Source organism: Janthinobacterium rivuli (assembly GCF_029690045.1).
Classification (GTDB): domain Bacteria; phylum Pseudomonadota; class Gammaproteobacteria; order Burkholderiales; family Burkholderiaceae_D; genus Janthinobacterium; species Janthinobacterium rivuli.
Map to the genome: position 1 here is coordinate 2081992 of NZ_CP121464.1, position 13401 is coordinate 2095392.

The 13401-nt window shown below is 64.2% G+C and carries 9 protein-coding genes; 5 read left to right on the top strand and 4 right to left on the bottom strand.

Going from position 1 to position 13401, the window contains the following annotated elements:
• Positions 1-102 precede the first annotated feature (102 nt).
• From dnaX to P9875_RS09520, 5 genes are all read left to right on the top strand, one after another.
• Positions 103-2409 carry a DNA polymerase III subunit gamma/tau gene (gene dnaX / locus P9875_RS09500; protein ID WP_099404030.1) on the top strand — a complete coding sequence of 769 codons (2307 nt, stop codon included), beginning with the start codon at positions 103-105 and terminating at the stop codon, positions 2407-2409.
• 42 nt (positions 2410-2451) lie between these two features.
• Positions 2452-2778 (top strand): YbaB/EbfC family nucleoid-associated protein, encoded by a 327-nt coding sequence (locus tag P9875_RS09505; RefSeq protein ID WP_034759121.1) that lies wholly within the window; start codon positions 2452-2454, stop codon positions 2776-2778.
• Positions 2779-2825: 47 nt separating this feature from the next.
• The gene (recR, locus tag P9875_RS09510) at positions 2826-3416 is read left to right on the top strand and encodes a recombination mediator RecR (RefSeq protein ID WP_034786598.1); all 591 of its coding nucleotides are present in this window, start codon (positions 2826-2828) and stop codon (positions 3414-3416) included.
• 10 nt (positions 3417-3426) lie between these two features.
• Entirely contained in the window at positions 3427-4647 is a 1221-nt protein-coding gene (locus P9875_RS09515) for a CaiB/BaiF CoA transferase family protein (protein ID WP_278318213.1), read from the top strand.
• A gap of 71 nt (positions 4648-4718) precedes the next feature.
• Positions 4719-5861, top strand: a complete 1143-nt coding sequence (locus tag P9875_RS09520; protein ID WP_278318214.1) for an esterase-like activity of phytase family protein — start codon at positions 4719-4721, stop codon at positions 5859-5861.
• Here P9875_RS09520 and P9875_RS09525 read toward each other — a convergent pair.
• From P9875_RS09525 to P9875_RS09540, 4 genes are all read right to left on the bottom strand, one after another.
• Positions 5830-7989, bottom strand: coding sequence for a putative bifunctional diguanylate cyclase/phosphodiesterase (locus P9875_RS09525; RefSeq protein WP_278318215.1), 2160 nt, complete (start codon positions 7987-7989; stop codon positions 5830-5832). The two genes, P9875_RS09520 and P9875_RS09525, sit on opposite strands and share 32 nt — an antisense overlap.
• 1 nt (position 7990) lies before the next feature.
• Positions 7991-10837 carry a hybrid sensor histidine kinase/response regulator gene (locus tag P9875_RS09530; RefSeq protein ID WP_278318216.1) on the bottom strand — a complete coding sequence of 949 codons (2847 nt, stop codon included), beginning with the start codon at positions 10835-10837 and terminating at the stop codon, positions 7991-7993.
• A 188-nt stretch (positions 10838-11025) separates the two neighbouring features.
• On the bottom strand, positions 11026-11226 hold the full coding sequence (locus tag P9875_RS09535; protein WP_010396213.1) for a YbdD/YjiX family protein: 201 nt from the start codon (positions 11224-11226) through the stop codon (positions 11026-11028).
• The gene (locus P9875_RS09540; protein WP_278318217.1) at positions 11226-13286 is read right to left on the bottom strand and encodes a carbon starvation CstA family protein; all 2061 of its coding nucleotides are present in this window, start codon (positions 13284-13286) and stop codon (positions 11226-11228) included. Before P9875_RS09540 ends, P9875_RS09535 begins: the two co-directional genes overlap by 1 nt.
• Positions 13287-13401 lie beyond the last annotated feature (115 nt).

The following is a 13401-nucleotide window of genomic DNA, read 5'->3' on the forward strand; positions in this document are numbered from 1 at the left end:
CAATTGCTGCTTTGCCGCGTTTGCCATATTGGAATGGCCCGGCCATGAGGCTTGCGCCCGCCGCGCAGGATCACCCGCAAAATCGCATGGTAAAATCTCAGCATGTCCTATCAAGTCCTCGCCCGTAAATACCGCCCCAAGAATTTCGAGACGCTCGTCGGCCAGGAGCACGTCGTGCGCGCGCTCACGCATGCCTTGCACAGCGGCCGATTGCATCACGCCTATCTGTTCACGGGCACGCGCGGCGTCGGCAAGACGACCCTGTCGCGCATCCTGGCCAAGTCGCTCAATTGCATCGGCCCCGATGGCACGGGCGGCATCACGGCCCAGCCTTGCGGCGTGTGCGAAGCGTGCACGGCGATCGATGCGGGACGCTTTGTCGACTATATAGAGATGGATGCGGCGTCGAACCGCGGCGTCGATGAAATGGCGCAGCTGCTCGAGCAAGCCGTGTATGCGCCAAGCAATGCGCGCTTCAAGGTCTATATGATCGATGAGGTGCACATGCTGACGAACCACGCGTTCAATTCCATGCTGAAAACCCTGGAAGAACCGCCCGAGCACGTCAAGTTCATCCTGGCCACGACGGACCCGCAAAAGATTCCCGTGACCGTGCTGTCGCGCTGCCTGCAGTTCAATCTCAAGCAGATGCCGCCCGGCCACATCATCAGCCACCTGGACAATATCCTGGGACAGGAAGGCATCGCCTTCGAACAGCCGGCCTTGCGTCTGCTGGCCCAGGGCGCCCACGGTTCCATGCGCGACGCGCTGTCCCTGACGGATCAGGCCATCGCGTATGCGGCCGGCGAAGTGACGCTCGACGCCGTGCAAGGCATGCTGGGTGCGCTCGACCAGTCTTACCTGGTGCGTCTGCTTGACGCGCTGGCGCAGCAGGATGGCGCCGATTTGCTGGCCGTGGCTGACGAGATGGCTTCGCGCAGCCTGTCCTACAATGGCGCCCTGCAAGACCTGGGCACCTTGCTGCACCGCATTGCGCTGGCGCAAACCGTGCCCGCCGCCTTGCCGCAGGATTTGCCGGAATACGCGGACATCGTGCGTCTGGCCGCCGCGTTTGACGCGGAAGAAGTGCAGCTGTTTTATCAGATCGCCGTGCATGGCCGCAATGAACTGGGCCTGGCGCCCGACGAATATGCGGGCTTTACCATGACCTTGCTGCGCATGCTGGCCTTTCGGCCCGGCATAGGCGGCGCCGATGGCGTGCCGGCGGCAGCACCAACATCGGTACCGGGCAACCGTCCCGCTGCCGTGGCCGCCGCGCGCGCCGCGGCAGGGGCATCCGCACCGGCAGCCCGCGCCGCCACGAACAGCGTGGCCAGCCACGCGGCCGTGACCCCGCCCGCCGTGGTCGCGGCCGCTGCCGCCAGCATGGCGCGCAGCGAAGCGCCGCCGCCACGCGCAGCTGCTCCGGCACCGGCACCGGTAGCCGCCCCGGCGCCAGCACCAGTGCCGCCGCCTGCCGCTGCTCCCGCTGCGGCGGCCCCGGCAACCTCGGGCGCTCCGATCAGTTCCGCCCGCGCCGCCATCAATGCGGCGCTGGAAGCGGCCCGTGCCGCCTCGAAAGGCCGTCCGGGCAGCGCGCCATCGGCGCCATCGTCGGCGCCCAAGCCAGCCGCACCGGCACCTGCAGCGGAACCTGCCGCCGTTGCGCCAGCTCCGGCTGCACCCGTCCAGGCCGCGCCGCCGCCACCGCCCGCCGCCGCGAAAGCACCTGCGCCGTGGGACGATGCGCCACCGGTCGCCGTGATGGAGGCTCCCGTGCAGCAGGCGCGTCCCGCCGCACCGCCGCCACAGCAGGCGCCCGCCGACGACGACTTGCCGCCGTGGGTCACCGAATTTTCCGACGACAGCGCTTCGGCCGCCGTGTCGGCGCCCGCCGCGCAAAGCAGCGAGCAGCCGGCCGTCATCATGCCGCAGCGTGCCGCCAAGCAAGCCGCGCCCAGCGGACCGTATGTGATCACGCCCGTGCCGGGCCTGGACTGGGACGGCAACTGGCCGGCCGTCGCCGCCGTGCTGCCCCTGCGCGGGATAGCCCAGCAGCTGGCCGTGCAGGCCGAGCTGATCGAATGCCTGCACGACGGCCACAGCACCACGTTCCGCCTGCGCGTGCCGATCGACACGTGGCGCAGTCCGGCCAACGTGGAAAAACTGGCGGCCGTGCTGAGCGAGCGTTTCGGCCGCAAGGTCAATGTCGACACGGAACTGGGCGCCGTCTGGTACACGGCCAGCGCGGAAGCGCAGGCCCACCGCGAGGCGTGCCAGCTGCAAGCGGAAGAAACCATCGCCAGCGATCCCTTCGTGCTCGACATGAAGCGTGCATTCGACGCTTTTGTTGTGCCGGGAACGATTACCCCTGCACCGGCCGGCTCCGCCGCGCCGACCCTGCATTGATGATTAACAAAACTCACAAACTGAATTGAACGGAGCATTCTCATGATGAAAAATCAACTGGCTGGCCTGATGAAGCAGGCGCAAGCAATGCAAGACAACATGAAAAAGGCCCAGGAACAACTGGCGCTGGTGGAAGTGGAAGGCCAGTCCGGCGCCGGCCTGGTGAAAATCGTCATGACGTGCAAGAACGACGTCAAGCGCGTGTCCATCGACCCGTCGCTGCTGGCCGACGACAAGGACATGCTGGAAGATCTGGTGGCCGCCGCCTTCAACGACGCCGTGCGCAAGGCGGAAGCGACATCCGCTGAAAAAATGGCAGGCTTGACTGGCGGCATGAACTTGCCAGCCGGCTTCAAAATGCCATTCTGATGCACTACCGCATGCGCTCGATCTGTGGCACGGGGCAAGGTTGATCCATGTCCAAGTCGCTTGAATTCTTGACCGAGGCGCTGCGGCGCCTGCCCGGCGTCGGCCCCAAGTCGGCGCAGCGGATGGCTTTTCATTTGTTGCAGCACGATAGGGAAGGCGCGGCCATGCTGTCGCGCGCCCTGTTCCAGGCCGTCGATGCCGTGCATCACTGCGGCCTGTGCAATACCTTTACCGAACACGAAGTGTGCGAGACCTGTCTCGACGAAGAGCGCGACAAGCGCTTGCTGTGCGTGGTGGAAACGCCCGCCGACCAGCTGATGATCGAGCAGACGCTCACCTACAAGGGCCTGTATTTCGTCCTCATGGGGCGACTCTCTCCACTGGACGGCATCGGCCCGAAAGATATTCACCTCGAAAAATTACTGAACCGCGCCAACGATGGCGTGGTCGGCGAAGTGGTGCTGGCCACCAACTTCACGAATGAAGGCGAAGCGACGGCCCATTACATCAGCGAAATGCTGAAGGCACGCGGCTTGCGCGTGAGCCGCCTGGCCCGCGGCGTGCCCGTGGGCGGCGAACTGGAATACGTCGACGCGGGCACGATTGCCCGTGCGATGCTCGACCGCAGGGCAACCTGAACTGATCTCTATGACTGAACCCTCCGCGAATACTGGTCCTTTAAAAGGTATCAAAGTCCTTGAACTGGGCACCCTGATCGCGGGGCCTTTCTGCGCCCGCATGCTGGCCGAATTCGGCGCCGACGTGATCAAGATCGAAGCGCCCGATGGCGGCGACCCCATCCGTACCTGGCGGGTGCTGAAGGATGGCACCTCGCTATGGTGGTCGGTGCAGGCGCGCAACAAGAAAAGCGTCACCCTGAACCTGAAGTCGCCCGAAGGCCGTGCCATCGCTCGCCAGCTGGCCCTGGAAGCGGACATCATCATCGAGAACTACCGCCCCGGCGTGCTGGAAAAGTGGGATCTCGGCTATGAACAGCTCAAGCAGATCAAACCGTCCCTGATCATGGTGCGCCTGTCCGGCTTTGGCCAGACGGGGCCGATGAAGGACTTGCCCGGTTTCGGCGCCATCGGCGAATCGATGGGCGGCTTGCGCTATGTCTCCGGCTTTGCCGACCGTCCGCCCGTGCGCGTCGGCGTATCGATTGGCGATTCCGTGGCGGCCCTGCACGGCGTGATCGGCGCCATGATGGCCTTGCGCCACCGCGACGTGACGGGTGGGCGCGAGCACGGGGAAGGGCAGATGGTCGACGTGGCCCTGTATGAATCCGTGTTCAATCTGATGGAGTCGCTGGTGCCCGAATACGACCAGGCGGGCGTGGTGCGAGAGCGCACGGGCGGCTCGCTGCCCGGCATCGTGCCATCGAATACCTACACGACGGGCGACGGCGAAAACATCGTGATTGCCGGCAACGGCGACGCCATCTTCAAGCGATTGATGCTGGCCATGGGCCGCATCGACATGGCGGGTGACCCGCAACTGGCGCGCAACGACGGCCGGGTGGCGCGCACGCAGGAAATCGACGACGCCATCGGCGCCTGGTGCGCCACGCACACCATCGATAGCGCGCTGGCCGTGCTGAAAGCGGCCGACGTGCCGTCCGGCAAAATCTACTCCGTGCGCGACATGATGAGCGACCCGCAATTCCTTGCCCGCGAGATGTTCGAACAGCACCAGTTCCCCGACGGCACGCCCGTCAAATTGCCCGCCATCAGCCCGAAACTGTCCGCCACGCCGGGCAAGACCCAGTGGCTGGGGCCGACCCTGGGCCAGCACAACGACGAGGTGCTGGCGTCGCTGGGCTATGACGCTGCCGCCATTGCGCGGCTCAAGGCGGATGGGGTGGTGTAATTTTTCGGGGTCAGACCCGTCGGGTCTGACCCCAGCTTTTATTTCTGGGTTCAATTAATTTCGGAATCAACATGCCTCAACCGTTCCACCGCCTGCGCACCGCGCTTGCCCTGGCGTCTGCCGCCATCCTTCTTTCCGCCTGTGCCAGCTTCCCCCAAGACGCGCCGGTCACGGGCCTGCGTCTGATCGGCGAACAGCGCATCGCGCTCAAATACGCGTTCGAGGGCACTTCGGTGGGCGGCCTGTCCGGCATCGATTACGATGCGGCCAACAACAGCTGGGTGATGGAAAGCGATGACCGCTCGGCAATCAATCCGGCCCGTTTCTACCGCGCCGTGCTGCACTACGACAGCAAGGCGTTTACGGGCGTGACCTTGAACAGCGTGCATTTCTTCACGCAACCCGACGGCAGCCGCTATCCGAACCTGGCGCATGCAAAATTGGAGCAGGGCGACCAGGTGGCCGACATCGAAACCATCCGCGTCGATCCGCAGGACGGCAGCCTGTGGTACGGCAGCGAAGGCAACCGCAAGGTGGGCTTGCACCCGTTCGTGCGCCATGCCGATAGCGGCGGCCACTACCTGAGCACCTTGCCCACGCCCCCCATGTTCAAGGTCTCGCAGGAAGCAACGGGATCGCGCAACAACATGAGTTTTGAGGCGCTGTCGTTCTCGTCGGATGGCAAGAGCTTGTGGCTGGGCATGGAAGCGGCGCTGTACCAGGATGGCCCGCTGGCCACGCCCGATAACGGCTCCGTCGTGCGCATCACGCGCCTGGATCGCGCCGGCACCGTGCTGGGCCAGTATGCATATCCGATTGAACCAGTGGCATCGCGGCCGGCGCCGGGCAAGGAAGCGGACAATGGCGTGTCGGAAATCCTTGCCGTCAACGATCACCAGTTGCTGGTGGTGGAGCGGGCTGGCGTGGAACATGCGGACGGCGTGTATACGAACCACGTGCGCGTGTATGCAATGGACACGGATGGCGCCACCGACATTCAGACCATCCCCGCCCTGGCGGGCGCGGCCTACGTGCCGGCGCGCAAGCGATTGTTGCTGGACCTGGAAAAGACCGGCCTGGCCAGAATCGACAACATAGAAGGCATCAGCTGGGGGCCGCGCCTGGAAAATGGCCGCCGCAGCCTGGTAATGATTTCCGACGACAATTTCAACGCCCAGCAAGTCACGCAAATCCTTGCCTTCGAAGTGCTCTAGTTTCCAGGCTGGCCAGCTGGCCCCTCTGCCTGGCCAGCATGGCCGTGATCGTGTCGTGCGGCGACGGGTGGCCCAGAAAGTATCCCTGCGCCATGTCGCAGCCGTATTCTTCCAGCATCAGCAGTTGCTCGTCCGTCTCCACGCCTTCGGCCACCACCACCATTTTCAAGCCATGCGCCATGGCGATGATGGCGCGCGTGATGGCCGCGTTTTCCGTATCCTGCGGCAAGCCGGCGATAAAACTCTTGTCGATCTTCAATGCCCGCACGTCGAAGCGTTTCAAATAATTCATTGAAGAATATCCTGTGCCGAAGTCGTCGATGGAGAGATATACGCCGATGCCGCGCAATTGCTCCAGGGTCACCATGGTGGCGCGCGCATCGTCCATCAAGGTCCCTTCCGTCAATTCCAGTTCCAGCAGGCGCGCGTCGAGGCCCGTGTCGGCCAGGGCCGAGAGCACGATCTGCATCAGGTTTTCATCCTTGAATTGCTTGGCTGACAGATTGACGGCCATGCGGATGGCGCGCCCGCCATCGTTCTGCCACGCCTTGGCCTGGTTGCACGCCGTGCGCAGCACCCATTCGCCGATGGGCACGATCAAGCCCGTTTCCTCGGCCAGCGGGATGAATTCCGTGGGCGAGATGATGCCCCGTTCGGGATGGCGCCAGCGGATCAGCGCTTCCACGCCGACGATCTGCGTGCTGGGCACGTCGATCTGCGGCTGGTACAGCAGGTACAGCTCGTTGTTCTGCAAGGCTTTCCTCAAGCCCACTTCCATCTTGACGTGGCTCATGATTTCCATCGTCAGCGAAGAACTATAGAGCTTGGCGTTGTTCTTGCCGCAGTTCTTCGCGTGGTACATCGCCGTGTCCGCATATTTGAGCAGCGAGTTGCAGTCCTCGCCATCTTCCGGATACAGCGAAATGCCGATACTGGCCGTGACGAAAATCTCGTGCCCCTCGATCATGAAGGGCCGGCGCATGGCTTCCTTGACGCGATGCGCCACGTTCAGCGCGTCTTCCACGCGCTCCAGGTCGGGTATCAGGATCGTGAATTCGTCGCCGCCCAGGCGCGCCAGGTTGCTGCCGCCGAAGACGGCTTCAAACTCGTGTTCGGCGCGCAGCACCAGGTCGCTGGGGCGGATGGTTTCGCGCAGGCGCTCGGACACCACCTTGAGCAAATGGTCGCCCACGTCGTGGCCCAGGGTGTCGTTGATGCGCTTGAAGGCGTCGAGGTCCATGAACAGCACGGCGAATTTTTTGTCGTATTCTTTCGAGCGCAGCAGCTCGCGCTCCAGCGTTTCCAGGAACGCTTGCCGGTTGGGGATGCCCGTCAGGCTGTCGCAATAGGCCAGGCGGCGGATCTGCTCTTCCGTGCGCTTGCGTTCGCTGATGTCGCGCACCAGGCCCAGGACTTCATTGGCCCCCGTCGCCACCAGGCGCGCCTCGAAATGGCGCGTGCTGTCTTCGTGCGTGAGCGTGTAGTCGACCGAGCCGATATGCTGCGTGGCCAGCACGGCGTGCGCCTGGTCGAGCAGGCGCGCGGCGATTTCGGGCGGCAGCACGTCGCGGATATGGCTGCCCACGCAGTCGGTGATGGAAAAGCCGGCGCTGGCGTCGTGGCCCTGTTCGTAGTCGAGATAAAAGCCTTCGCGGTTCAGGCGAAAAAAGGTGTCGGGGATGGCGGCCAGCACGGCGCGGTTGTGCGCGTCGGCGATGCGCAGGCGGGCGATGGCGTCGCTGGCGCGCAGCACGTACAGCACGCGGTGCCCGAGGATGGGCCAGTTGATGGGCTTGGAAATGAAGTCGGTGGCGCCCACCTCGTAGGCGCGTGTGACGGCTTCGAGTTCGTCGCCGCCCGTCACCATGATGATGGGCACCGTGCCGCCCACTTCCTGGTGGCGGATTTCGCGGCACACGGCAAAGCCGTCCATGGCCGGCATGTCGACGTCGAGCATGACCAGGTCCGGGCCGCTGTGCTTGTAGCTGGCCAGCGCCTGCACGCCGTCTTCGGCCTCGATCACGTCCAGGCCCACCTGCGTGAGCATCTGCCGCATCAGCAGGCGCATCACGGGATCGTCGTCGGCCACCAGCACCAGGCCGCGGGGAGGGGAGAGGGGCGCTGTCATGTCAGTGTTCCTTCACGAGGATGGCGTTCAGCGATTCGCGTACGGCCAGGAAGGTTTGCTGCATCTGCAGCAGCAGGGGAGCCGCGCCCTCGGTGCTGCCGGCGCGGCCCAGTTTTTCCATCTCCTTGCACAGCTGCGCCAGGCCGTCGGCGCCCACGTTGGCGCTGCTTGACTTCAGGCTGTGCGCCACCTTGCGCAGCGCTTCCGCATCGGCGCCGGCAACCGCTGCGCGCATGGCGCTCAACTGGCGCGGGGTCTCGCCGACGAAGGCCTGGATGACCCGTTCGAGCAGCGCATCGCCATCCGTGCCGGACAGGGCGCGGATGTTTTCCAGCGCTTGCCGGTTCAGCGGCTGGCCGGCTGGCGTTGGCTGCGGCGCGGGAGGCGTCTCTGGCGGCGTTTGTTGCTCTGGCACTTCGCTGTGGTGCACGGTGGCCGCGCGCGGCAGGGTGATCCAGCGCGCGATCGTGTGGCCCAGGTCCTGCTGCGTGAACGGTTTGCTCAGGTAATCGTCCATGCCGGCCGCCAGGCACGCTTCGCGGTCGCCCTGCAGCGCATTGGCCGTGATGGCGACGATGGGCAGCACGCGCGCGTGGCCGCAGTGCTGTTCGTGGCGGCGGATTTCCGCCGTGGCGGCAAAGCCATCCATCACGGGCATCTGGCAATCCATCAGGATCAGATCGAAATCCTCGGCCTGCGCCGCCTGCAAGGCTTCTTCGCCGTTGCGCGCGCAGACGACATCGAGGCCCAGGCTGTCGAGCATGGCCAGCGCCACTTCCACGTTGACCGGATTGTCCTCGGCCAGCAGCACGCGGCGGCGCTGGCGCCGGCCCACCTGACGGGGGGCGTGCGGCGGATGGATGCGCATGCCCTCGCTGACGCGCGGCGGCGTGACGATGCAGTCGAACAGGTCGCATTCGCGGGCCGGCTTGATCAGCTGGTAGGCCACGCCCGCCTCGCGCCGCTGCACCGGGTCGGCCGCCGCCTGTTCCGTGCTCAGCAGCAGCAGCCTGAGGTCGGCCAGCAGCGGGTCGCTCTTGATGTTGGCGGCCAGGGCCAGGCCGCTGGTGCGCGGCAACTCCATGTCGAGCAGGGCCACGGCATACGGCGTGCCCGCCTGGGCGGCCGCGCGCAGCTTGCCCAGGCAGTCGCTGGCCGTGCCGGCGCTGTCGCTGACGATGTGCCAGCTGGCCAGTTGCCGCTCCAGCACGGCGCGCGTGGCGGGTGTGTGGTCGACGATCAAGGCGCGTAACCCTCGCGTGGTTTTCAGGTTGAAGGACGGGTCATCGCTGTCGACCCGCCGCTTATCGAAATTTACTTCGAACCAGAAGATCGACCCTTGCGTTAAAGCATTATCAACGCCGATAGTGCCACCCATCAGCTCCACCAGCTGTTTCGAGATCGTCAGTCCCAGGCCCGTGCCGCCGTGCTTGCGCGTGGTCGAACCGTCCGCCTGCGAAAACGATTCAAAGATGCGCGTCTGCGCTTCGCTCGACACGCCGATGCCCGTGTCGTGCACCTCGAAACGCAAGCCCACGCTGGGCGCGTCTTCGCTGCAGACGGTCACTTTCACGGTGACCTTGCCCGTTTCCGTGAACTTGATGGCATTGCCCAGCAGGTTGACGATGATCTGGCGCAAGCGGTTCGGGTCGCCGCAAATGGCGATGGGAATGTCAAACGCGATGTCGAATTCCAGGCTGATGTTTTTCGCTTCCGCCTGTGGCGCGAACACGTGTTCTATGTCGTCGAGCAATTCGCGGAAATTGAAGCGGATGTATTCCACGCTCAGCTTGCCCGCCTCGATCTTGGAAAAGTCGAGGATGTCGTTGATGATCACCAGCAAATTCTGTCCCGAACGCTGCACCATGCTCGTGTAGTGGCGCTGCTGCGGCGTCAGTTGGCTGGCCAGCAGCAGCTCCGTCATGCCCAGCACGCCATTCATCGGCGTGCGGATTTCATGGCTCATGGTGGCAAGAAACGCGCTCTTCGCCTGGCTGGCCGCCTCGGCCGCGTCCTTGGCCTTTTCCAGCTGCGCCGTGCGCACGCCCACCTGGCGCTCGAGCTGGTCGCGGTAATTGGCCAGGGTGCTGTCGCGGCTGTCGATCTGCGCCAGCATGTCGTTGAAACTGTCGATCAGCACGCCCAGCTCGTCGCTGCGCTGGTGCGCGATGCGGTGGCTGTAGGTCTGGCTGCTCGACACTTTTTGCGCCGTGTCGATCAGCTTGGTGATCGGTTCGGCGATCACGCTTTTGAAGCGCCGCGCCAGGAAGACGGCGATCAGGAAGGACAGCACGGTGGCGCCGCCGATGGCGCCCACGTGGCGGCCGATGTCGCGCCACATGTGGTTCAGGTCCGCCTCGATCAGCACGGCGCCGATGATTTGTTGCGGCTCGCCTGGCCGGTAGACGGGACGGTACAAGCGCATGGCCGGCGCCAGGGTCGTGCCCGAGCCTTGCGTGACGGGCTGCACGGCCATGTCGGCCAGCAAGGCAGGGTCCATGTCTTCCGGCGCCGCCAGGCGTTCCGCGTGCTGCGACGCGCGGTACAGGGCGAACAAACGCCCGCCCTTGTCGAACAGGGCCGCCTGGGCCACCTCGTCGCGCGCGGCCAGCGCGGCCAGCACCTGTTCCGCCTGCGCCTGCGCCGATTTTCCTGCCAGCAATGGCGCCGCGCTGGCCGCGCCGATCACGCTCGCCAGCGACAGCAGCTGCTTGCCTTCATCGCTCTTGTGGCTGAGCACGGACGTCAGCGCAAACGCCACGAACACCAGCAGCAGCGCGCAGCCCGACGACAGTACCGAAATAATGGTCAGCTTCTGGCTGATGCTGGAGCGTTGGAAATTGAACATGAATTCGCTGCTTCCCCGGTCGCCCGTTGACTTTTATTTAATTCCTATTGGAAAAATATAGACGCGAAGACACACCCTGATATTGATGTGGGTCTAAGGGAGGAGAGGGGAGGGGAACTTACTGAAGATGAAACAACGAGGGCGCAACAATGGGGGCAGACCCGGCGGATCTGACCCCAGCACTTATATTAGCAACACCCTCCGCGTTTTCCCGCGCCACCATAGCGCGCTTCCTGCCGTTCGCGGAAAAACTCTTCATACGTCATCATCGGCTCGCCGGGATGGGTCACTTCCCGGTGCGCCACATAGGTGTCGTACTCGGGCAAGCCGCACATGAGCCGCATGCTTTGCCCCAGATACCGTCCAGCCTTGATGATTTCGTCGATCATCATTGCACCGTGGGCAAGGCCTGGAACGGCGTTTCCTTGGTGCTCGGCTGGCTGTCGGCGCGCGCCTTCAGAATCGTGCGGACGCCGAAGAACAGCACGCTGACGACGACGATGACGAAGAAGGCGGCCAGGCCGGCGTCCAGGTAATCGTTGAAGATGATCTGCTGCATCTGCGCCACCGACTTGGCTGGCGCCAGCAGGGTGCCTTCATCGAGCGCCGCCGAATATTTCTTGGCGTGCGCGAGGAAGCCGACGCGCGGATTGGCGTCGAAAATCTTTTGCCAGCCCGCCGTCAAGGTGCACAGCAGCAGCCAGATGGTCGGCGTGATGGTGACCCACGCGTACTGGCCACGCTTCATCTTGAACAGCACGCAGGTGCCGAGGATCAGCGCAATCGCGGCCAGCATCTGGTTGGCGATGCCGAACAGCGGCCACAAGGTGTTGATGCCGCCCAATGGATCGACCACGCCCTGGTACAGGAAGTAGCCCCAGGCCGCCACGCACAGGCCCGTGGCCAGCAGGTTGGCGATGACGTTTTCCGTCTTTTTCAGGCTAGGCACGAAGCTGCCCAGCAAGTCTTGCAGCATGAAGCGGCCGGCACGCGTGCCCGCATCGACGGCCGTCAGGATGAACAGCGCTTCGAACAAAATCGCGAAGTGGTACCAGAAAGCCATCATGGCCTTGCCGCCGATGGCGCCGGAGAGGATCTGCGCCATGCCGACGGCCAGGGTCGGTGCGCCGCCGGCGCGCGAGATGATGCTGTGCTCGCCAACGTCCTTGGCCGTCTGCGTCAGCATTTCCGGCGTGACATAGAAGCCCCATTGCGAGATCGCCTGAGCGGCGGACTCGGCCGTGGTGCCGATCAGGGCGGCCGGGCTGTTCATGGCGAAATAGATGCCTGGCTCGATGGTCGAGGCGGCCACCAGGGCCATGATGGCAACAAACGATTCCATCAGCATGGCGCCATAGCCGATGAAGCGGGCGTGGCTTTCGTTTTCAATCATCTTCGGCGTGGTGCCCGAGGAAATCAGCGCGTGGAAGCCGGAGACGGCGCCGCAGGCGATCGTAATGAACAGGAAGGGGAACAGATTGCCCGACCAGACAGGGCCGGAGCCGTCGATGAACTTGGTCATGGCCGGCATTTTCAGGTACGGCGCGACGACGATGATGCCGATGGCCAGGCCGAGAATCGTGCCGATTTTAAGAAAAGTCGACAGGTAGTCGCGCGGCGCCAGCAGCAGCCACACGGGCAGGACCGAGGCGATGAAGCCGTAGCCGATCAGCATCCACGTCAGTTCCGTGCCGGTAAACGTGAACATCGGACCGAGCACGGCGTGTTCCTGTACGTACTGGCCGCCGATGATGGCCAGCATCAGCAGGACGAAGCCGATGATGGAAATCTCTCCGATGCGGCCGACGCGGATGAAGCGCGAATACACGCCCATGAACAGGGCGATGGGGATCGTCGCCATCACGGTGAAGCTGCCCCATGGGGAGCCGGTCAGCGCCTTGACGACGATCAATGCCAGCACGGCCAAAATGATGACCATGATCATGAAGCAGCCCAGGAGCGCGATCATGCCGGGAATTTCACCCAGTTCAGCCTTGATCAGGTCGCCCAAGGAGCGGCCATCGCGGCGCATGGAAATGAACAGCACGATGAAATCCTGCACGGCGCCGGCAAACACGACGCCAGCCAAAATCCACAGCATGCCGGGCAAATAGCCCATTTGCGCGGCCAGCACGGGGCCGACCAGCGGGCCGGCGCCGGCAATCGCCGCGAAATGGTGGCCGAACAGCACATATTTGTTGGTCGGCACGTGGTCGAGGCCATCGTTGTGCTTGAAGGCCGGCGTCATGCGGCGAGCATCCAGGCCCAGCACCTTGTCGGCGATGAACAGGCTGTAGAAACGGTAGGCGATCAGATAGACGCAGACGGCGGCGATGACGATCCAGATCGCGCTGATCGGTTCGCCACGTTGCAGGGCGACGACGCCCAAGGACCCGGCGCCTGCCAGCGCAAGCGCTGCCCAGCCGAGCTGTTTGAAAATGCGGTTCATGCTTCCTCCAGAGATTGACGGGCGCTGTGCCGTGCGATGATGTGTGCTGCCGAGCCTGGTCGTCGCCAGTTTGGGGGTGAATTGGGTGTATCTGCAGCTTATGGCGAGTATTCAG